This window comes from Pseudomonas duriflava (genome assembly GCF_007830155.1).
Lineage (GTDB): Bacteria > Pseudomonadota > Gammaproteobacteria > Pseudomonadales > Pseudomonadaceae > Chryseomonas > Chryseomonas duriflava.
This window is the reverse complement of sequence record NZ_VLKY01000031.1, coordinates 1-20,136: the sequence shown is the minus strand read 5'-3', so window position 1 is coordinate 20,136 and position 20,136 is coordinate 1. Positions and strand designations below refer to the sequence as shown.

At 50.2% G+C, this 20,136-nt stretch carries 18 protein-coding genes, 1 rRNA gene and 3 pseudogenes; 9 read left to right on the top strand and 13 right to left on the bottom strand.

What is annotated here, in order from left to right:
* Window positions 1-179 precede the first annotated feature (179 nt).
* A 5S ribosomal RNA gene (gene rrf, locus IQ22_RS21965) occupies window positions 180-295 on the top strand.
* A gap of 99 nt (window positions 296-394) precedes the next feature.
* On the opposite strand, the pseudogene IQ22_RS21960 reads toward rrf, so the two are convergent.
* A pseudogene (locus IQ22_RS21960) lies at window positions 395-1,590 on the bottom strand (sigma 54-interacting transcriptional regulator); the annotation flags it as partial.
* A gap of 1 nt (window position 1,591) precedes the next feature.
* On the opposite strand from IQ22_RS21960, the pseudogene phhA reads away from it, so the two are divergent.
* The 3 genes and pseudogenes from phhA to IQ22_RS23715 form a co-directional block, all read left to right on the top strand.
* A pseudogene (gene phhA, locus IQ22_RS21955) lies at window positions 1,592-2,278 on the top strand (phenylalanine 4-monooxygenase); the annotation flags it as partial.
* 23 nt (window positions 2,279-2,301) lie between these two features.
* Window positions 2,302-2,658, top strand: coding sequence for a 4a-hydroxytetrahydrobiopterin dehydratase (locus tag IQ22_RS21950; RefSeq protein ID WP_145145959.1), 357 nt, complete (start codon window positions 2,302-2,304; stop codon window positions 2,656-2,658).
* Window positions 2,659-2,688: 30 nt separating this feature from the next.
* Window positions 2,689-3,192, top strand: a pseudogene (locus tag IQ22_RS23715) (aminotransferase class I/II-fold pyridoxal phosphate-dependent enzyme); the annotation flags it as partial.
* A gap of 86 nt (window positions 3,193-3,278) precedes the next feature.
* Here IQ22_RS23715 and IQ22_RS21945 read toward each other — a convergent pair.
* Window positions 3,279-4,187 (bottom strand): LysR family transcriptional regulator, encoded by a 909-nt coding sequence (locus tag IQ22_RS21945; RefSeq protein ID WP_145145958.1) that lies wholly within the window; start codon window positions 4,185-4,187, stop codon window positions 3,279-3,281.
* A 169-nt stretch (window positions 4,188-4,356) separates the two neighbouring features.
* On the opposite strand from IQ22_RS21945, the gene IQ22_RS21940 reads away from it, so the two are divergent.
* The 3 genes from IQ22_RS21940 to IQ22_RS21930 all read left to right on the top strand — a co-directional run bounded on the left by IQ22_RS21940 (window position 4,357) and on the right by IQ22_RS21930 (window position 7,773).
* On the top strand, window positions 4,357-5,538 hold the full coding sequence (locus IQ22_RS21940; RefSeq protein WP_145145957.1) for an acyl-CoA dehydrogenase: 1,182 nt from the start codon (window positions 4,357-4,359) through the stop codon (window positions 5,536-5,538).
* A gap of 61 nt (window positions 5,539-5,599) precedes the next feature.
* A complete protein-coding gene (locus IQ22_RS21935) occupies window positions 5,600-6,823 on the top strand; it encodes a CaiB/BaiF CoA transferase family protein (RefSeq protein ID WP_145145956.1) in 1,224 nt (407 codons plus the stop codon).
* Window positions 6,824-7,005: 182 nt separating this feature from the next.
* A complete protein-coding gene (locus tag IQ22_RS21930; protein WP_145145955.1) occupies window positions 7,006-7,773 on the top strand; it encodes an SDR family oxidoreductase in 768 nt (255 codons plus the stop codon).
* A gap of 70 nt (window positions 7,774-7,843) precedes the next feature.
* On the opposite strand, the gene IQ22_RS21925 is transcribed toward IQ22_RS21930, so the two are convergent.
* The 10 genes from IQ22_RS21925 to IQ22_RS21880 all read right to left on the bottom strand — a co-directional run bounded on the left by IQ22_RS21925 (window position 7,844) and on the right by IQ22_RS21880 (window position 18,141).
* The gene (locus tag IQ22_RS21925; RefSeq protein WP_145145954.1) at window positions 7,844-8,632 is read right to left on the bottom strand and encodes an SDR family oxidoreductase; all 789 of its coding nucleotides are present in this window, start codon (window positions 8,630-8,632) and stop codon (window positions 7,844-7,846) included.
* Between the two features lie 130 nt (window positions 8,633-8,762).
* Window positions 8,763-10,184: an amino acid permease gene (locus IQ22_RS21920; protein ID WP_145145953.1), complete on the bottom strand. Its 1,422-nt coding sequence runs from the start codon at window positions 10,182-10,184 to the stop codon at window positions 8,763-8,765.
* A 303-nt stretch (window positions 10,185-10,487) separates the two neighbouring features.
* On the bottom strand, window positions 10,488-11,102 hold the full coding sequence (locus tag IQ22_RS21915) for an ERF family protein (RefSeq protein ID WP_145145952.1): 615 nt from the start codon (window positions 11,100-11,102) through the stop codon (window positions 10,488-10,490).
* 404 nt (window positions 11,103-11,506) lie between these two features.
* Window positions 11,507-11,716 (bottom strand): hypothetical protein, encoded by a 210-nt coding sequence (locus IQ22_RS21910; RefSeq protein WP_145145951.1) that lies wholly within the window; start codon window positions 11,714-11,716, stop codon window positions 11,507-11,509.
* A gap of 370 nt (window positions 11,717-12,086) precedes the next feature.
* Complete coding sequence (locus IQ22_RS21905) at window positions 12,087-12,518, bottom strand: hypothetical protein (protein ID WP_145145950.1); 432 nt, start codon at window positions 12,516-12,518, stop codon at window positions 12,087-12,089.
* 99 nt (window positions 12,519-12,617) lie between these two features.
* Entirely contained in the window at window positions 12,618-14,837 is a 2,220-nt protein-coding gene (locus tag IQ22_RS21900) for an ATP-binding protein (RefSeq protein ID WP_145145949.1), read from the bottom strand.
* Between the two features lie 421 nt (window positions 14,838-15,258).
* The gene (gene arsH, locus IQ22_RS21895; protein WP_145145948.1) at window positions 15,259-15,984 is read right to left on the bottom strand and encodes an arsenical resistance protein ArsH; all 726 of its coding nucleotides are present in this window, start codon (window positions 15,982-15,984) and stop codon (window positions 15,259-15,261) included.
* Entirely contained in the window at window positions 15,981-16,451 is a 471-nt protein-coding gene (locus tag IQ22_RS21890) for an arsenate reductase ArsC (RefSeq protein WP_145145947.1), read from the bottom strand. The genes arsH and IQ22_RS21890 overlap by 4 nt, the downstream gene beginning before the upstream one ends.
* A 20-nt stretch (window positions 16,452-16,471) precedes the next feature.
* Window positions 16,472-17,755, bottom strand: coding sequence for an arsenic transporter (locus tag IQ22_RS21885; RefSeq protein WP_145145946.1), 1,284 nt, complete (start codon window positions 17,753-17,755; stop codon window positions 16,472-16,474).
* Window positions 17,756-17,784: 29 nt separating this feature from the next.
* On the bottom strand, window positions 17,785-18,141 hold the full coding sequence (locus IQ22_RS21880; RefSeq protein ID WP_145145945.1) for a metalloregulator ArsR/SmtB family transcription factor: 357 nt from the start codon (window positions 18,139-18,141) through the stop codon (window positions 17,785-17,787).
* Between the two features lie 186 nt (window positions 18,142-18,327).
* Here IQ22_RS21880 and IQ22_RS21875 point away from each other — a divergent pair, with 186 nt between their 5' ends.
* Window positions 18,328-18,900 carry a cyclodeaminase/cyclohydrolase family protein gene (locus IQ22_RS21875; RefSeq protein WP_158635478.1) on the top strand — a complete coding sequence of 191 codons (573 nt, stop codon included), beginning with the start codon at window positions 18,328-18,330 and terminating at the stop codon, window positions 18,898-18,900.
* A 30-nt stretch (window positions 18,901-18,930) separates the two neighbouring features.
* On the opposite strand, the gene IQ22_RS21870 is transcribed toward IQ22_RS21875, so the two are convergent.
* Window positions 18,931-19,245 (bottom strand): hypothetical protein, encoded by a 315-nt coding sequence (locus tag IQ22_RS21870; protein ID WP_145145943.1) that lies wholly within the window; start codon window positions 19,243-19,245, stop codon window positions 18,931-18,933.
* A 582-nt stretch (window positions 19,246-19,827) separates the two neighbouring features.
* Here IQ22_RS21870 and IQ22_RS21865 point away from each other — a divergent pair.
* Window positions 19,828-20,136 (top strand): Hsp20 family protein (locus IQ22_RS21865; RefSeq protein ID WP_145145942.1); only part of this gene is annotated, 309 nt, incomplete at its 3' end.

Genomic DNA, 20,136 nt, shown 5'->3' with positions numbered 1-20,136 from the left:
CTGTGAGGCGTTGAGCTAACCGATACTAATTGCCCGTGAGGCTTGACCATATAACACCCAAACAATCTGTAAAGATTGCCTACGGGAAGACGCCTAAAGCCGAAAGCTTGCGAACCCGCAATTACCTGATCACATACCCATTCGAGGAAGCGGGTAATAGCGATTCCTCACCCGAATTGCTTGACGACTATAGAGCTCTGGAACCACCTGATCCCATTCCGAACTCAGAAGTGAAACAAAGCATCGCCGATGGTAGTGTGGGGCCTCCCCATGTGAGAGTAGGTCATCGTCAAGCACCTATACCCAAAACCCCCAGGCCTAGCGGTCCGGGGGTTTTGTCTTTTTCAGAGCCCAGAGCAGCGCGGCAAAGACGGCCAACCTGTTTCTTGTTCTGCTATTGCCTTATCTGGTAGTGTCGTAGCTTGTTTGCGATTGTTGTATGGGATACCCCGAGGCGCTTGCCAAGAAGACGGCTACTTGGATAGTCCTTGGTAAGTTGTTCAAGTACGGCTTTTTCGAAACGTCCTATGATTTCGTCAAGCCCGCCTTCAAGCGAAAAATCTTTTAAAGGCTGCGGTGTTCCATAATGGGGAAGGCGAATATGTTCGGGTTTAACCATGGCGTCTTGAGCTAAGGACACGGCTTGGTATAGTACGTTCTCAAGCTGACGAACATTACTAGGCCAATGATAGTTATATAGTTGCTCGAATGCTTTAGGTGTAAGTGTTTTCAAAGGACAGCCAATTTGGCGGCTGGCTTGATCTAAGAAATGTTCAATTAAAAGTGGTAGCCCATCCAGGCACTCCCGCAATGGCAGAATATGAAGAGACAATACATTTAAACGATGATAAAGGTCTTGCCTGAATTCTCCATGAGTACATAGTTCTGAAAGGTCTTGCTGCGTTGCGCATATTACCCGAACGTCTAGATAGACTTCTTCTTCACTGCCGACTCGGCGGAAGCCACCGTTTTGTAGAAAGCGTATTAATTTAGCCTGCAGGCGTAAGCTCATCTCTCCAACTTCATCAAGAAACAGCGTACCCCCAGCAGTGAGTTCCAGTAATCCTAGTTTGCCCTCGGGGCGAGCGCCTTCAAAGGCGCCGGCGGTATAGCCGAATAGCTCTATCTCTGCTCTGGACTCGGATAGGCCTCCACAATTTAATGCCATGAAAGGGGCTTTTCCACGAGGGCTGGCCAGATGGCAGGCGCGTGCTAATAGCTCTTTACCGGTACCCGTCTCGCCTGTAATTAAAAGGGGGCATCTAGTGGGGCCATGCGGCGGGCCTCGCTGATGACTGAGGCCATAATTCTGGAGCTTTGAAAAATACTGTCGAAGCCGCGCATTTCTTGTTTGCGAACGTGGTAAATGCGCTCGCCGACCTGATCGGCCCGATGTAGGGTAAGGACAGCACCTGCAAGGGCCTCACTATCATCATGACCTGTTTGCAAAGGCGTAATATCACTTAGAAACACATCGCCCTTAATTTGGATACGTAAACCATTTAGGCGTGCCTTGTTGGTCCGGACTAAATTAGGCAGGTCAAGCTCATCGATATATTTCGCTAAGGCTATGCCCGGCACTTCATCCACCCAGCTTAAGATTATCCAAGGAAGGGCTTGTCAAGATTACTTAGACGGTCTTGAACAGTTGAGTCTTTCTTGTGATCGTATCCCGCAACTTGCTGAAGTTAACCGAGTGCTGGAGCACTCTACACGTTGGCGAGTAACTTAAGTACCTGCATTGATTCCATTCGAGACCTTCTTTCAGCTACTGGCAAACAAGCAGTTCCCTGTAGCTACGTTTATTCGTACGCCGGCTGAGCTTGATTATCTTCAGGAACCAGACATTTTTCATGAGGTGTTTGGGCATTGTCCTTTGCTGACAAATCCCTTTTTTGCCGAATTCACCCATATTTACGGTTTATTAGGACTGTCAGCCACCAAAGAAGAGCGGATCTTTCTGGCTAGGTTTTACTGGATGACTATCGAGTTTGGTCTGATCGATACGCCTTTGGGCCGTAGGATTTATGGCGGTGGAATTTTATCGTCACCCAAAGAAACCATATATGCATTATCTGGTGAGCCAGATCATCTTCCGTTTGATCCCATCGAAGCCATGCGCACGCCATATCGCATCGATATTTTGCAGCCAGTCTATTTTGTATTGCCTGAGCTCAAGCGCCTGTTTCAGGTTGCCCATGAAGATGTAATGAGTATGGTTCATGAGGCGATGCGGCTGGGCCTGCACAAACCTCGTTTTCCAATCAAGGCTGCATAATTGACCATAACAAGGAGAAAGAAATGAAGGCATTAACACAGACTCATTGCGAAGCATGCAGTGCCAATGCGCCAAAGGTTTCGGATGAGGAGCTGGCTGAGCTAATTCTCGAAATTCCTGATTGGAACATTGAGATTCGCGACGGCATCATGCAATTAGAGAGGACGTTTCTGTTCAAGAATTTTCGACATGCCCTGGCTTTTACCAGTGCCGTAGGCGCTATTGCTGAGGAAGAAGGACATCATCCAGGCCTCTTGACCGAGTGGGGCAAGGTGACCGTAACTTGGTGGAGTCATTCGATAAAAGGATTGCACCGTAATGATTTTATTATGGCTGCTCGTACCGATACGGTAGCAGCGTCAGCGGAGGGGCGTAAGTGAGCTGTTTAATCAGTTGATTGGGTAGCTCTAATGATCCGGTCATGGGACTGCCTAAGATGTGACTCTAATCCGGTCAAGCTGGAGCTAGGCATAGGCGTCTACAAAAACTCTCAAGGCCAGACGCCTATTCTGCAGAGCGGTTAAGCAGGCCGAGCAATGTCTGTTAGGGGAAGAGCTGACTAAAACTTATATCGGTGGCCATGGTGATGTCTCTTTTGGAAGCCGCCTTCTGCATTTGGTACTGGGGGAGCAAAGCGAGGCGATTATCAATCAGCGTGCGGGTTGTACCCAGGCCGTAAGCGGTACAGGGGCGCTGCGTTTAGCAATGAAACTTGCCGGGACGAAGTATCTGGCTAAGTAGTAATCCAACTTGACCAATCCATGAGACCCTATTTGGGGCTGCCGGGCTTAAGGTCAATCATTATCCTTATGTAGGGCAGACAATTTCATCACATAAAAGAAATGTTGGGTGCTCCAAAACGGATATCAAAAGGAGATGTTTTTCTTCTGCATGCCTGTTGCGATAACACGACTAAATGCTCACTTGGTTTCCCTCTACAAGTCAGTAGTAAGACGATCATAAAGAGCTCACGTCGTCGAGACACAGGACGGATATTGGCTCAGGTCAGGCGCTCTCGTTCACGATAGGTTCGCGCCTCGTTTGTCAGCCAGTCACGAAAAACTAGCAATGTGGCAGAGACTACCTTGCGTTCGGGAATAACCAAGTAATAGGCGCGGTCGCTTGTAAAGCTATGATGTTTGACAATGACCAAACGGCCCTCTGCTAGTTCTCGTTGAATCAAAAAGGGCGGAATGAGTGCTACACCCATGTCGTGTATAGCCGCTTGGGCCAACATGGAGAACAGCTCATAGCGAGGCCCTGCCATATCATGTGGAACGGACATGTCTAGAGAGTTAAACCAATGTCGCCAAGCATAAGGCCGTGTCGTCTGTTGTAGTAGCGGCATCTGAGCGATGTCTGCTGCATTGAGTACTTTACGCCCTGCCAACAGGCCAGGGCTACATACGGGCATGGAATGCTCATGCATCAAGAAATACGTCTGGGTGCCAGACCAATCGCCATCGCCAAAGTATAGTGCTGCATCGAAATCACTATTTGCAAAAAGGAACGGTCGAGTGCGGTTGGTAAGGTTTACTGTGACCTCTGGATGCAGCGCTTGAAATAATTTAAGACGTGGCAGAAGCCATTGAGTGCCAAAGGTCGGCACGACGGCCAATTCCAAACGGCCAGTGCCGTGCTTACTCATCATGGAGAGCGCGTCGCGCTCTACCGCATCGAGTTGGATCGCGACCTGACGACTGTAAGACAATCCGGCTTCGGTCAGCTTAACCCCTCGACGAGAACGACGAAACAGCTCAATTCCCAGGAAATCTTCTAGCCCCGCTACCTGGCGGCAAATAGCGCTTTGGGTCAGGGCTAGTTCCTCTGCAGCTTTGGTAAAGCTCTGATGACGCGCCGCCGATTCAAAGGCAATCAGTGCTTGGGTGCTAGGAATTTTTCGACGCACAATTACCTCATGCTCATTAAAAAGCTCGTAGAAGACTAGTTATCATGGGCCGAAGTGCGTTTCATGCACAATAGTATGCGCAATCATCGGTTGTTAGCCTCTTGATCCTCCCTTTAGGATTTTAAGCATTCTGTACTCGCTGCGAATCTTAGGCACTTGAGGAATACCAATGACAAGCAAGGCGCAATTTAACTGGGAAGACCCGCTTCTGCTCGACCAGCAGCTCACCGAAGAAGAGCGCATGGTACGTGAGACCGCTGCGCATTTCGCTCAAGATAAACTGGCACCTCGAGTACTAGAGGCCTTTCGGCATGAACAGACTGATCCACTAATCTTTCGCGAAATGGGGGAGACAGGGCTTCTTGGGGCCACGATTCCTACGGAGTATGGAGGAAGTGGACTTAATCATGTGTGCTATGGGTTGATTGCCCGTGAGGTTGAACGCATCGACTCTGGGTATCGCTCGATGATGAGCGTACAGTCTTCATTGGTTATGGTACCGATCCATGAGTTTGGTACCGAGGCCCAGAAACAGAAATACCTACCAAAATTAGCCACTGGTGAGTGGATCGGCTGCTTTGGCCTTACTGAACCAAATCACGGTTCAGATCCAGGGGCAATGGTCACCAGGGCGAAGACTGTTGAGGGCGGTTATAGGCTATCTGGTAGCAAAATGTGGATTACCAACAGCCCGATTGCCGACGTATTCCTAGTTTGGGCCAAGGATGATGCAGGAGATATCCGCGGTTTCGTTCTGGAAAAAGGGTGGAAAGGCCTCTCAGCACCGGTCATCCATGGCAAGGTAGGGCTGCGTGCATCGATCACCGGTGAGATCGTTATGGACAATGTATTTGTGCCTGAAGAGAACGCCTTTCCTATGGTGCGAGGTCTCAAGGGGCCTTTTACATGTCTCAATTCGGCCCGCTATGGCATCAGTTGGGGCGCATTGGGGGCTGCGGAGTTCTGCTGGCATACCGCACGTCAGTACACGCTAGATCGGCAGCAGTTTGGTCGTCCGCTCGCAGCCAACCAACTTATTCAAAAGAAGCTGGCCGACATGCAGACCGAGATTACCTTGGCATTGCAAGGGTGTTTGCGCTTAGGGCGCATGAAGGATGAGGGGACTGCAGCGGTAGAGATTACCTCGATTATGAAGCGCAACAGTTGCGGCAAGGCATTGGACATTGCGCGTATGGCTCGTGACATGCTGGGTGGTAATGGCATCAGCGACGAATTTGGTGTGGCGCGGCATCTGGTTAACCTAGAGGTGGTAAATACCTATGAAGGTACACATGATGTCCATGCGCTGATCCTTGGCCGTGCACAAACGGGTATCCAGGCCTTCTTCTGAACAATCCAGTGCAGCACCTCATGACTACCTGGCTGCCTGCTGATAAAGAAAAGGAGCTTATATGCCTGGAGCGCTTTCTGGCCTGCGCGTACTTGATCTATCTCGCGTGCTTGCTGGCCCTTGGGCCGGGCAAATTTTCGGTGACCTAGGGGCTGATGTGATCAAGGTCGAGCGGCCTGGGAGTGGTGATGATACCCGTCAATGGGGACCGCCGTTTTTGCAGGACGTAGCGGGTAACCCTACAGCTGAGTCTGCATATTACCTGTCGGCCAACCGTAACAAACGGTCAATCACAGTAGACTTTACCCTGGCTGAGGGGCAACGCATCATACGTGAACTGGTGGCTCAATCTGACATTGTGCTGGAAAACTTCAAAGTAGGAGGTCTTGCGGCTTACGGACTGGACTATGCCTCGCTAAAGAAAGTCAATCCGCGCTTGATCTATTGTTCGATTACTGGCTTTGGCCAGAGTGGCCCCTACGCCCAGCGGGCCGGATATGACTTTATGATCCAAGCTCTAGGAGGCTTGATGAGTCTGACTGGGCGTAGCGAAAACGAAGAGGGAGCCGGTCCGGTCAAAGTGGGGGTGGCGCTAGTGGATATCCTTACCGGATTGTATGCAACGGTAGCAGTTCTAGCAGCCTTGCAGCACCGTGAGAAAACAGGCACTGGCCAGTACATTGATATGGCACTGCTGGACGTTCAAGTGGCTTGTCTGGCCAACCAGGCCATGAATTACCTGATCAGCGGACAGTCACCACGGCGATTGGGAAATGCGCATCCCAACATAGTGCCATATCAGGATTTTCCCACGGCCGATAGTGACATCATCCTTACGATCGGAAACGATAGCCAGTTTCGTAAATTTTGCGAAGTAGCTGGAAAAATGGAGTGGGGACAGGACATTCGCTTTGCTACGAATCAGGCGCGAGTCAAGTATCGCGCCGAGCTAATTCCCTTGATCCGGCAGGTGACGGTTTTCAAAACAACAGGGGAGTGGATAGCCTTGCTGGAGCGGGTGGGAGTGCCCTGTGGGCCGGTAAACGACTTGGCACAGGTCTTTGCCGATGCTCAGGTTTTGGCGCGTGGCTTGCGAGTTGACTTGGCGCATCCCCTGACAGAAACCGTGCCTCAGGTGGCCAGCCCATTACGTCTATCCGAAACACCTGTCACTTACCATCGTGCGCCGCCATTGTTAGGCGCCCATACTAAAGAAATATTAACTGTTTTATTGGGCGCTAGCCCTGAGCAGTTAGCTGCTTGGCAAGAAATGGGCGTGATCTAATAGGAAATGCTCGAGGCATAGCTGACTGGGACTATTCAAAGCATTTTTCCAGCGATGCTCAACTGGCGCGAACCCTGTATCTGTCTGACAAATAGTCTGGGCTACGATCTATCCTTTTCTCGTCTGGTATATGAAAGGCACCTCCACGTTATTCCTAATAACAACATCTCAGGAGTACAGGCATGGCTGCGACAGACCTATTCGATCTTTCGGGTAAAATAGCTCTTGTGAGTGGAGCCAGCCGAGGTATTGGCGAAGAAGTCGCCCGTTGCCTAGCAATCCATGGGGCCCATGTAATTGTCTCGAGTCGTAAGGCAAAAAGCTGCCAGGCGGTAGTCGAGACGATTAGGGCTGCAGGCGGTTCTGCAGAGGCTATGGCTTGTCACATCGGAGAGATAGAGGAGATTGAACATGTGTTCGATGCTATCGCAGAGCGATACGGCCGCCTCGATATCCTTGTGAACAATGCGGCAACCAACCCCTATTTTGGACCTATCGCCGATACGGATTTAAGCGCATTCGAAAAAACAGTAGATGTGAACATTCGTGGCTATTTCTTTATGTCATGTCGCGCTGTGAAACTTATGTCCACAAACGGAGGTGGCTCAATTGTGAATGTCGCCTCTGTTAATGGCGTCACGCCAGGGCTCTTTCAGGGGATTTATTCTATTACCAAGGCTGCCGTCATTTCCATGACTAAGGCTTTTGCACAGGAGTGCGCACCTCAGGGAATCCGTGTGAATGCCTTGCTACCCGGCGCGACGGATACCCGATTTGCCTCGGCTTTGGTGCAGAACCCCTCCGTGCTTAAGAAAGTACTTGAGCATATTCCTCTTGGCCGGGTTGCCGAGCCGGATGAAATGGCGGGCGCGGTACTGTATCTGGTGTCGCCTGCCAGCAGCTACACCACCGGGGTGTGCCTCAATGTTGATGGTGGTTATCTGATCTGATCTCATAAGATTAAAAAACGGCCAAGGGTTACCTGATGACGTCTCATCTGCTTTTCAGGTCTGACGTCTATTAAAACGTTCCTGGGTAAGCTCCGCCGTCCAGTAGCACGTTTTGTCCGGTCATATAACTGGCGTGAACGCTACACAAAAATGCGCAGACTGCGCCGAATTCTTCGGCTGTTCCGAACCGTCTGGCAGGAATCCCCTGCAAGCGTTGATCAGCAATAGCTTCCTGGCTTTTGCCTGTCGCTTGGCTACTTGACTGTATAGTCTTCTGCAAACGCTCTGTATCGAACGAACCTGGCAGCAGATTATTGAGTGTTACGTTTTGCTCAGCCAGGCGCGGCTGTCGTGCAAGCCCTGCAACGAACCCCGTTAGTCCCGAGCGGGCTCCGTTGGAAAGGCCTAAAATATCAATAGGGGCCTTCACCGCGGATGAAGTGATAGTGACCACCCGGCCAAACCCACGCTCGGCCATGCCGTCTACTGTTGCCTTGATCAGCTCGATAGGCGTCAGCATGTTTATTTCGATAGCGTTAAGCCAGTCCTCACGCGTCCAATTACGAAAGTCACCCGGAGGGGGGCCGCCAGCATTGTTCACTAAAATGTCTACTTGCGGGCAAGCTATCAGCAATGCATGGCGTATATCGTCACGGCTAACATCTCCGGCGACGCACCGTACCTCAATGGCAGGATGCAAGGTACGCAAATAGACTGCCGTTTCCTCCAAAGTATCAATTCCTCGGGCATTGATTACCAGATTGACGCCTTCACGTGCCAGCGCTGTAGCGCAGCCTTTACCTAGTCCCTTACTGGCGGCGCAGACTATCGCCCAGCGTCCTGCGATTCCTAGATCCATAATCCTTTCCTCTTAATGGCCTAGTTTCTTTTAGCAGAAAAAATTGCCGTCTGCTTAAGAACAGACGGCATCGTGGGCAACATAAACAAGAAGACTCTTCACGCTTTATGCAAAGAGGATGGAGCGCACGCTAGTCAGCTCGCGTAGCCGTGATGACAGAGTTGCTGGAGGCTTTTGGTTGGCGTTTCAGGCGATAGCACACCCATATAATTACCAGCCAGACGGGTATGGCGTACACGGAGACCTTAATACCAGGAATAAGCAGCATTGTGCCTAAGATGAAGAGCACGAAAGCCAGGCAAAGATAATTTCCTGCGGGATGCCAGAACGCTGCAAAGCTCGGTGTAATGCTTTGGCGCTTGAGATGAGCGCGGAATTTAAGGTGCGTCAGGCTGATCATGGCCCAGTTGATGACCAGTGCTGCTACAACGAGCGACATCAATAATTCCAATGCCTGTTGGGGGATCAGGTAATTCACCACTACTGCCAGTAGTGTAATACCAGCCCCAAAAAGCAATGAATATAACGGAACTCCCCGCTTATCTACTTTGGCAAATACGCGTGGTGCATCGCCTTGCTCGGCCAAGCCTAGCAACATGCGTCCGTTGCAGTAACAGCCGCTGTTATAAACCGAAAGGGCAGCGGTTAGTACCACAAAATTCAGTAGGTGAGCAGCGGTGTCGCTACCGATTAGAGAGAAAATTTGAACGAATGGGCTACCGCTATAAGCATCGCCTGAGGCATTAAGCGTTTGAACCAGCGTATCCCACGGCTTGAGGGACAACAAAATGATCAGTGCGCCCACATAGAAAATCAGGATACGGTAGATGACTTGGTTGATAGCCTTGGGAATGATTTTTTTGGGTTCAGCTGCTTCAGCGGCGGTAAAGCCCAGCATCTCCAGTCCGCCAAAGGAAAACATGATGATCGCCATAGCCATCACCAAGCCCTGAATTCCATGTGGAAAGAAGCCGCCATGAGACCACAAGTTTGTAATGGTAGCTTGGGAGTCGTCTGCACCACCTAATAGCAAGTAACTGCCAAGCGCGATCATCGCAATAATCGCTACGACTTTAATCAAGGCAAACCAGAACTCAGCTTCACCAAAAAGCCTGACGTTAGCCAAGTTAATGGCATTAACCAACAGGAAGAAAACGGCAGCACTGACCCATGTGGGGATCTCAGGCCACCAGTAATGAACATACTTGCCTACGGCCGTCAGTTCTGACATGCCTACCAGAATATAGAGTACCCAACAATTCCAGCCAGAAAGAAAGCCAGCAAAGCCGCCCCAGTAACTGTGGGCAAAATGACTGAACGAGCCAGCAACGGGTTCCTCGACAATCATCTCGCCTAGCTGGCGCATGATTAGGAAAGCGATGAATCCTGCAAAAGCATAGCCCAGTATCATAGAGGGCCCGGCTGATTGCATGACGCCAGCTGACCCTAGGAATAGCCCAGTACCAATGGCGCCACCTAGGGCAATTAATTGAATATGACGGTTCTGCAGGCCACGCTTGAGCGAGCCCGAAGAAGAGTTATTACTAACCATATAAACATCCTTACGCAAGATATCCGTATTGTGCGGTCTAGATCATCAAAATGCGTAGGGATAGCTATGTAAAAATGTCGCAGAAGCCTTTATTTGGACAAACAGAGGGGGGTGGATAGTGGATTGCTGGAGATGATGAATAGAAACGACTAAAGAATAGTATTTGTTCAGGCTAACAAAGTCGTGTCTTATGCGTCACTTTTCTAGGCGAAGAAAACGCATATCTCAGAGCATACCTGCTAAACAGGCCCGCTATGGCCGAGCAACGCTCGGCTGCGGGTAAAGAATTTAAATCGGCCAGGATCATGCTGCATAATCCTGGTTTTTGCGCTCTTGGTATTTCTTGGCTGCAGCTTCCAGGCTATTAACGATCCCTTCAAAAACATCAATCGTAACCTTGCTTGCGTCGGGATAGTCACTCTCGAACTTTTTCTGTACCGCCGGACTGCACGTATTCAGAACGGCCTCAAGGCGGTTCTGTTGCACCTTGTTGATATATTGCGGTGCAGACTGTCGGTTGTTGGCTCCCGGTTGGCTGGCTTCGTTAGCGTCATCGTCTTCTTGAGCAATCCCGGCAAAGGCTGCAAGGGAATAACGCCGGTAATAGGTAATTGCACTACCTACACCTTGGGGGTCGAGTTTTGCGCAGGGGCCAAGTAGGGTGTTGCTAATCCATTGGCCAGACTCATGCATAAGCACCGTCTCAACACTTACTTTACCGTCTTCGAAGCCAGGCATTTGTACAACGGAGATACCGTGTTTACTCAGAACCGGGCGTGCCGTATTTAGGATTTCGGCCAAGTCAGCATATTTGTTTCGAAAATGCGGATTAATGCTGCCTTTGGTCGCGTTCTCGATTTCCGCTTGAGCTGCTGCCAAGGCTTTGGCCAGCGCGTCGATACTTTCAGACATTTTCATAGCGTTTTCTCCGCAGCGCGCTTTTCAGCACGGCTGATGCAGTTCAAAAGAGTCGAAAAAAACAGGATGAGAGGGAAGGATTCGATCAGCGAGCAGGCCCGTTTCCGGAGCTCAAACACAGCATTTACGCTATGCCCAGACACAACCCCTATATAGGGTCAAAGCCTTCAAACTCAACGTTTTCGACAAAGAACGCACGACCTTTCATCGTTTTTTTTGCGTAGGGAAAATATGATCCTTGCCTACCGTTTGAACCTGTTCCAGAGAGCGAGTTTCATAGCGCTGACGAGCCGCTTTCTGCCAGCGTTTCGATAGTCTGAAGATATAAGGAGAAAGGAATAAGAAAGGGTCTTCCATGGACATGAAAGGCCCATGTGATTTCTTAGATAACACATTTGATTGTGTTAAAGGCGGGTATGAAGTTCATCTAAGCGGCGATGATAATCACGATAGCACTGCTCATCGATATCACCCAGCGTATATGCCATTTGAATGAGGCCGCTGGCAAAGCCAGTATGGAATCGGGTGCGACGTGAAACCCAGCGATCAATCATCAGGCAAGCTTGCTCTTCACGAGTCTTGCGCAAGTGGGCAGGAAGGTTAAATAATGCCATGGGGTTGCCGCTCCCTCTGTATTACAGACTGCCGGGCCGGTCGACCCGTATGGCGCTATGCCATTCTTATAGATTCAAAAGGAATTATCGGCAGGTCAGTAGAGGGCATGAGTCCGTTGGTCGTGTAATACCCTTGAAACAAAGAGTAGAGCGCTAGCGCTATGTAACAAAAGTGGTTCTCTTGGCATGTATAGGAGGCCAAAGGATGCTAAAGCGCTTTTACTTACAGGTTGTCTAATCAGCGTTATAACAGGCCTTAACATTAGCGTGCGGCCTGTATAAACCAGACCGCTGATAAGAATTTTTTCTGGCAGAACCGCTTATCGGTTCAGTTAAGGACTTGATGAGGTGATTACTCAAGGCCGACGGTTTACTTGACCGCTCCGGTCGTAGCGAGTGATACGCCATAGCTCAGTGCTTTTCCAGTCAACTCGCGTAATTCACTAATATGCCCGGCCTCGGCTGCTTTGAGTAATCGGTCACCTAGTGAGCCTTCAAGACACGTTGGAGTCGCCTTGAGAGCTTCCAACCCTTTTGCGGTCAGGACACAGTCCAGCGCCGAGCCCTGAGAAATAAGACCGTGTTCAATAAAGCCGGCATTACCTAGCCATTTTATGGATGCCATGAAGAATCGCGACTCATCCGAACACGGATCGTAGTCATCCACTTCACTCAAATTTGAGGCTGCAATATGCTTTTGCAGCTCCGAGCAAAAAATATGGCGGGTAAGCGGAAAGGACTCGTACAGCTCGCCAAAAATTCGGCCGACCAGATCATCGAACTGCTCAATATTACTTGCCACAGTACGCTCCTTAAGAGAAAAACGGGGCGGCATCATACCTGACAGGAGGTCAGTAAGAGAGACCGTCGGGCCGTAACGGCAGAGTGATTATTCAAGCTATCACGGTTCTTCCGCTCGTAAGAGAGGCAAGGTAAAGGCAAAAGTGCTGCCCTGGCCTTGTTGGCTATTTGCCCAGATTCTTCCTCCATGCGCTTCGATTATGCCTTTACTGATAAAAAGGCCTAAACCGCTACCTGTCGGATTACCCTCCCCAGTATGCCAATAGCGATCAAATATATGAGGAAGAACATCAGGCGGAATACCGATACCGGTATCTCGAATTTCAAATAACACATCACGCTCACGTAGCTGGACTACAACCTCAATGTTGCCTCCATTGGACGTAAACTTGATGGCATTACCAATTAGGTTGGAAAGAACTTGGAACAGCCGCTCAGCATCAGCCTGCACGATCAGCCCGGATTCCGCTCGTTCTATCAGAGAAATGCATTTACTCTCTGCCAGTGAATTTTGCAGCAAAATTGCCTGTTGTACCAGGGGGGCCGCTTCTTGTGGCTGTAGCGTTACCTGAAAACGTCCTGCTTCGATCTTCGAAGTGTCGAGCAAATCTCCGATCAGGCTGCTCATGCGAGCCGTGGCGCTCTGGATAATCTGTAGCGATGAAGACAAGCGTCGGGAGGATTCCCGCTGATCACCCGCCAGGACACGCTGCATGACTCCTGCTTGCATCATGACAATGGTCATCGGATTACGCAGGTCATGCGAGACGATTCCCACTATCTCATCACGCGCCCGTACAGCCTCGCGCTCACGTACCACTTGGCGGGCCAAATCGATTTCGATGGCGTAGCGTCTCAAGTCACAGACGGCATAGAGTTCGCCGGCGCGCCAACGCTGAGAACGACCTCGTACGCGTTCCTGCCAGAGTGCAAAGCTGCGCCGTGGATGTGGGCGTAGCTGACCGGTCGACGGATCAATTTCCAGAGGTTTGTGTGGGTTGCCGCTCCAGTTGATGGTTTGAATCAGTTCTGGCCTGAACCAAAACACACGATTGGTTGTAGGTCTAGGTAGTGACAATACCAGCAAGCCACTGGCTGCTGCATGGTCCGCCATGGACGGATACTCGGCGGGCAGGCAGCGCGTATGGAACATCCCTTTGTAATTCAGGCGTGAAGAAACCCATGTGTCTAACCCCTGGATATCTGTTTCGGATGGGCATTTACCGACCGTGATGATTCGATTGTCCACAAGAATGGCAGCGCCTGTAGCATCAGCTATCTCTAAGAGGGCTTTTTCTTCACGGGCGAGACCTTCTAGAACACCGCTATTTTCCTGGCGCATGGCCTTGGCTAGGCAGGTTAGCAAGGACCGCTTCGATTCACGCTGATGCTGGGCTTCGTTATCGAGTAGTGCCGTTATTTGAAGTGAGAGGAGTTCGCCAATCGAGTGGCAGATCGAACGTGTACGGTAGGATAGGTAATGAGGCGCGCGATGACCGCAACTGATCAGACCCCAGAGGTTATCGCCCTGCATCAGTGAGACGCTCATTGAGGCACGCAAGCCTTGATGGTTGATGTATTCCCGATGCATAGGCGATACGCTACGCAGGATCGACATAGTCAAGTCTAGCGCTTCGGGCTCGGATGAGAGCAGTGGAACAGGAATATAGCGTGCCTCGGGAATGCTTCTGATCTTACTGCGGGTATAAAGCGTCCGGGCTTGGGCAGGAATATCAGTTGCTGGAAAGTACAGCCCCAGGTAAGGGTCCATTTCTTTATCACGTGCTTCGGCAATGACCTGACCATCACCCTCATCATCGAAGCGATAAATCACCACACGATCAAACTGGGTAAGGGCACGGATCTCTTTAACGGTTACGTCCAGTAGGGCATCTAGCGTTCGGGCTTTTTGCAGTCGCTCAAAGGTGCCAGCCAAGGAGTAAGTATCACTGGTTGCGTCGGGCTGCGGAGTTTCTAATTCCAGAAAAACTAAATTGTTCTGTAGCCGTAATATTCCATCCAGTCTTTGTCCAGACAAGGTGAGTGGCAAAGGATTGGCTTCATGAGGATCGGGCCGGCTTAAAGCCGCCTGGACTAGACTTGCTTGGGCTGCAGGCAGAACCTCTTGCAATGTATGGGCAAGTATCTTGTCGGCAGGTTGCTTCAGCAAATCCTCGACATTAGCGCTAATAGAGTGAACACGTAGATCTGTCTTTTGAAAAGCTATGAAATATCCATGCGGCTGTATAGCGCCTGGGATATGGATTAGCTCTTTTTCACATGCATAGAGGTCAGTACCAATAGAGTTTTGAACAGTCATGCAGTCCCTTTTTTATTTGCTGGGCCTGTTCATTTCTACGAGAGCTCACTCGTAGAAACGTTTCGCAGATAAGTGTTGGACTACAGCTGCTTGGCTTTGTTTGATCTAACACCATGGCGCGAAGCCTTGAAGCCTTTTGGATAATCAGCCAAAGCCCAACTAAGAACTAGAAAGCCTACTCTGCCGATTTTGGAACTCTAAACTTCGTTGAGCCGGTAAGGCCCTGATAAGTAGGTAAGTAATTAAAAAACGTAGCGAGGAGGTCGCGTGCTTATCAAACACGCGACGGAAGATCAAAGGATCAAAATAGGTAAGGTGTTGTGTGGCGCCGTGCCTGATTGAAAACAGACGTATTGCAAAGACTGGATTAAGACGCTTTGTGCGGCATAACCTCTGACGCTATCCGAACCTGCTCATAGAGTTATAGAGAGCGCTGGTTGACGCGCCTGGAAAGCTCTTCAGCCGACTCCTTACGCTCTGAATATCGGTCTACCAGGTAATCCTGGCGGTCACGCAGAAGTAGCGTGAACTTCATTAGCTCCTCCATGACATCTACCAGGCGGTCGTAATAGGAAGAAGGCTTCATGCGACCGTTTTCATCGAACTCCAAAAAGGCTTTGGGCACCGAAGACTGATTGGGAATAGTGAACATTCGCATCCAACGTCCGAGCACGCGTAGTTGGTTGACGGCATTGAACGACTGCGACCCCCCACAAACCTGCATGACAGCCAGCGTTTTGCCTTGAGTGGGCCGTATGGCGCCCATGGTCAAGGGTACCCAGTCTATTTGTGCTTTGAAGACCGCACTCATTGAGCCATGACGCTCCGGTGAGCACCACACCTGGCCCTCAGACCACATCATTAATTCGCGTAGCTCGACTACCTTCGCATGGGTATCAGGGGCATCGTCCGGCAGTGGAAGGCCGGATGGATCAAAGATTCGCGTTTCGGCGCCAAAGAGCTCCAGCAGACGGGCCGCTTCCTGTACTAGCAGACGGCTAAAAGAGCGTTCACGGTTGGAGCCATGAAGGAGCAGAATCCTCGGCTTATGGTTAGAGACCGTTACGGTCGTAAGTTGGTCCAGAGTAGGGATGTCTACCAATGGATCTTCAAGATTAGGTAGGTTGTTCAAGAGGTTTCCTCCTATAAACGGCCTATATCAGCGAGAGCCGCTTTTAATTCATCAGGATTTAACTGCTTAAAAGGGAGTGCCAAAAACGCATGAACGCGTCGCTCTATGATCTTTAGCGTGGATTCGAAAGCTTTCTTGACTTCATCGTCACTGGCTTGCAGCGCAGAAGGGTCTTCCAGTCCCCAGTGAGCTTTAATCGCTGGACCGAAATACACAGGACAAGCCTCGCCGGCAGCGCGGTCACAAACAGTGATCACTATGTCTGGGGGCAAGTCGGCAAAGACATCCGACGACTTGCTATATAGTCCTTTCGTAGTAATACCAGCCCTATTTAAGGCTTCTAATGTCAATGGACTAACTTGCCCGCTAGGTTGGCTACCAGAGCTAACCGCCTCGAAACCTTCTGGCGCGAAGTGGTTGAACATGGCTTCCGACAGAATGCTGCGGCAGCGGTTATGCGTACACATGAACAGGACTTTCATGGAGGGCTTCCTGGTAGTAGTTAAAGACTCAGCCGTAAGGCGAGAGCTGCCAGTGTGGCAAGCAATACAGGTAAGGTCAGGACAACACCGACCCTGAAATAGTATCCCCACGTAATCGTGATGTTCTTTCGGGCCAGGACATGGAGCCAGAGCAGTGTAGCCAGGCTACCAATAGGTGTAATTTTGGGACCAAGATCACTGCCAATGACATTGGCATAAATCATGGCTTGTTGAATTACCCCAGAGGCCTCGCTGCCATGAATAGACAAGGCACCGATAAGCACGGTAGGCATATTATTCATGATCGAGGAGAGCACGGCGGTCATGATGCCGGTGCCCAACGTTGCGGCCCAGAGCCCATGGCTGGCGCAATAATTGAGCGCTTGGGTCATATAGTCGGTCAATCCAGCATTTCGCAGACCGTAAACCACGAGATACATACCCAAGGAGAAAATGACGACTTGCCAGGGCGCTTCCTTTAGCACCTTGCGGGTACTGATTACATGGCCTCTTGCCGCGATCACGAATAAGAGCAATGCGCATGCTGCAGAAATAACGCTGATTGGCACACCCATAGGCTCGATAACGAAAAAACCCACTAGCAACAGAGCCAATACCCACCACCCAGCCTTGAACGTTGCATGATCGCGAATAGCTTCCTTGGGATCCTTAAGCTGACTCATGTCGTAGCTGGCCGGGATATCTCGCCGGAAGAACCAAAGAAGCATGATCAGAGTGGCCACAATGCTAGCTATGTTAACGGGCACCATAATGGCAGCATATTCGTTGAAGCTGATTCCAAAGTAATCTGCCGAGACGATGTTAACCAAGTTGGATACTACTAAAGGCAGGCTTGCAGTATCAGCGATAAAACCGGCTCCCATGACAAACGCGAGGGTTGCCGCTGGGGAAAAGCGCAACGCCAGGAGCATGGCAATAACAATGGGCGTCAGGATAAGTGCTGCGCCATCATTGGCAAACAAGGCCGAAACGGCGGCGCCTAGCAGAATGATGAACGCATAGAGCTTTCGGCCCTGGCCACCGCCCCAACGTGCCACATGCAAGGCGGCCCATTCGAAAAAGCCGGCCTCATCTAATAACAGGCTGATAATAATAATGGCGATGAATGTCGCAGTGGCATTCCAAACGATATGCCAGACGACAGGAATATCGCTCAGGTTGACCACGCCGAAGGCGAGGGCCAGCAGAGCACCAAAAGAAGCACTCCAGCCTACGCCAAGCCCCTTGGGTTGCCAGATGACAAGAACGATAGTGAATAGAAAAATTAGAAAAGCAGTCAGCATGATAGAAGTCGACTAGGAGTAAAAGGCGGTTAGCAACACAGGGTCTTGCGGGTAGGACGATCACCCATTTGTTCGAGTCGCCTCGCATCATCAGTTAGCCAGGCGGTATTAGCGTTCAGCACCCCAAGGAGCGTCGTTGTAATCCAGGTGGGCAGGTCCGGATGAATGCGGTAATACACCCATTGGCCCTGGCGGCGATCTTCGAGTAACCCACAGCTGCGCAGTTGTGCCAGGTGCCGGGATACCTTTGGCTGGCTTTCATTCAAAGCACAGGCCAGTTCACAAACACATAGTTCTTGTTCACGCGCGATAAGAAGCGTCATCCGCAGCCGGGTTTCATCGGCCAGGCATTTGAAGAGCAGGGGAGGCGCCAGTGATTCACTCATGTTCTATCCATAGCTATAAATATATGGAAATTCGAATATATGTATTTGCATATATCTTGTAAAGCACAGCTTCTTTTCTATCCAACTCGCTACAAGGGCATCATTAGGATGCTCGCCTTGTCTATTAAAGAGCCCTGACATCATATAGAGATGACTAACATGAGTGGAGCTCCAAGCATCTGGCCTATGACTTTGGCAGATTTTAGAGAGGCGACAGCAGCCAATACCGCTACACCTAGTTGTGGTGCTGCGGCTGTTGTCGCTGCCGATCTAGGGCTTGCCCTTATTCTCATGGCACTGAGGATCACTGAGTCGAAGCAGCCAGACTTAGAGAGAGCCCGTTTAATTGAAAGGGCTGAAAACTTGCTAATAAAGTTAGGCGCATATGCCGATGCCGACATTAAAGCCTTCAAGACGTATATGAATGTTATGAAAGAGAAAGACGAACCTCAAAAGGAGGTCAAGAATGCCACTCAGCAAGTAGTAGAGGTTCCGCTTGCCACAGCCAAGGCTTGTTTGGAAGGAGTACGCTTAGCCAAACAGGCTTTACCGCTGACGGTAGAGCCTGTTCGTAGCGATATCCTTTCTGGAGCGTTATTACTACAAGCGGGGCTGTCGGCCGTTCTGCTCAATGTGGATGTGAATCTGAGTAATCTTCAAGAAACTCATGCGCGTGACGCAGCCAAGCGCGCTCGGTCTCAATTGCAAGACGAGGCAGATGAGCTCCTCGCCGAATTGCGCCGAGAGAGGGTATGTTGAAATAAAGCTAAAGGCGGTATTGCCCTTTATTTAAGTCGCTTTTTCCAAAGCCATTAAGATAATGTCCTTGGGTTCTAGGTCTCGACCCAGCACATCGATAACGCCCGGCGTGAAATTGGCTGTTATCTTCTTGGGATTGGATTTCCATCCCTGCAAAATCATTAATGTCGCTTTTTGGCCGTTACGGTGAATAACGCGCAGCGAAGCCCGGGAAAGGCGTTCAAGTAAGGCTTCTACTTCGGCTCTTTCTTCTGCGCTATGGGGAATGATGACTAGTTCGTTTTTCTTACGGTCTTCAAAAAAAACTTCTTCAGTACGACGTAACACAGTGTTGTTCTTGGCCATGTCGAATTCTCAAAATAAGAGTGCAAAAGGGGAGCGCCGCTCGACCCGTTTGCCAATACGCTGGAAGCTGGAAACCTTTTAGCGGAACGTCAAACGATGAAATGTTTGGCGATATGGCTGAGATTTAGGTGAATTCTAAATCCTTTAGGTAATTCCTCTCTTCCAGCATCAAATTTTGCCATTCACTATCAGAACGGCGCTTAGCTGATGTTCATACCTTTTGTATGAACGGAAGAATCAAGGGGCAGGGATCATTTTTGCTTGAGAATCCTGTATTTACCTCCCAAGCGACTGCAATGTTCGAACCGGGCATCCTTGTTCGTCTTTAGAAGGGTAGCTTTCGCTTGGCTTTTAAAATGAGACGTATATCTCGTTCCTGTGAAATTCTGTCTTTAGATCGTCATATAAAAGTGACGCATTGGCTACGCCTACCGTAATTACGAATTTTATAGCATTTAAGCAGCCTGTACCGTTTGTCGGCAAGGTTCTTGAAACGGAATAGGGTGTCTTTATCTGGATGAATGCGGGAGGCCGAAATCGGGTCCCGCCAGGAAAACTTGCTGACTCTCAGGAGATTTCATCATGACTAATTTATCCCTTGCTCCGCTGTTCCGTCATTCCATTGGATTCGATCGTTTCAACGATCTGTTCGAGGCTGCGTTGCGTAATGAATCGGGCAGCTCGTATCCACCCTACAACGTTGAAAAGCACGGCGATGACCAATACCGCATCGTGATTGCAGCCGCCGGCCTGCAGGAAGACGACCTTGAGCTCGAAGTCGAGCGGGGCGTGCTGACCGTACGGGGTGGCCGTCGTGAGAAGAACACCGACAGCGTGACCTATCTGCATCAAGGCATTGCCCAGCGTGCGTTCAAGCTGTCCTTCCGCTTG

Excerpts from the sequence above, each read along its gene's own strand:
- IQ22_RS21930 (WP_145145955.1), top strand. The coding sequence starts at position 7,006 with ATGGCTGCGACAGACCTATTCGATCTTTCGGGTAAAATAGCTCTTGTG.
- IQ22_RS21915 (WP_145145952.1), bottom strand. The coding sequence starts at position 11,102 with ATGAAAATGTCTGAAAGTATCGACGCGCTGGCCAAAGCCTTGGCAGCA.
- IQ22_RS21870 (WP_145145943.1), bottom strand. The coding sequence starts at position 19,245 with ATGGCCAAGAACAACACTGTGTTACGTCGTACTGAAGAAGTTTTTTTT.
- IQ22_RS21900 (WP_145145949.1), bottom strand. The coding sequence starts at position 14,837 with ATGACTGTTCAAAACTCTATTGGTACTGACCTCTATGCATGTGAAAAA.
- IQ22_RS21920 (WP_145145953.1), bottom strand. The coding sequence starts at position 10,184 with ATGGTTAGTAATAACTCTTCTTCGGGCTCGCTCAAGCGTGGCCTGCAG.
- IQ22_RS21875 (WP_158635478.1), top strand. The coding sequence starts at position 18,328 with ATGACTTTGGCAGATTTTAGAGAGGCGACAGCAGCCAATACCGCTACA.
- IQ22_RS21935 (WP_145145956.1), top strand. The coding sequence starts at position 5,600 with ATGCCTGGAGCGCTTTCTGGCCTGCGCGTACTTGATCTATCTCGCGTG.
- IQ22_RS21890 (WP_145145947.1), bottom strand. The coding sequence starts at position 16,451 with ATGAAAGTCCTGTTCATGTGTACGCATAACCGCTGCCGCAGCATTCTG.
- IQ22_RS21925 (WP_145145954.1), bottom strand. The coding sequence starts at position 8,632 with ATGGATCTAGGAATCGCAGGACGCTGGGCGATAGTCTGCGCCGCCAGT.
- IQ22_RS21885 (WP_145145946.1), bottom strand. The coding sequence starts at position 17,755 with ATGCTGACTGCTTTTCTAATTTTTCTATTCACTATCGTTCTTGTCATC.
- IQ22_RS21880 (WP_145145945.1), bottom strand. The coding sequence starts at position 18,141 with ATGAGTGAATCACTGGCGCCTCCCCTGCTCTTCAAATGCCTGGCCGAT.
- IQ22_RS21950 (WP_145145959.1), top strand. The coding sequence starts at position 2,302 with ATGAAGGCATTAACACAGACTCATTGCGAAGCATGCAGTGCCAATGCG.
- IQ22_RS21940 (WP_145145957.1), top strand. The coding sequence starts at position 4,357 with ATGACAAGCAAGGCGCAATTTAACTGGGAAGACCCGCTTCTGCTCGAC.
- IQ22_RS21910 (WP_145145951.1), bottom strand. The coding sequence starts at position 11,716 with ATGGCATTATTTAACCTTCCTGCCCACTTGCGCAAGACTCGTGAAGAG.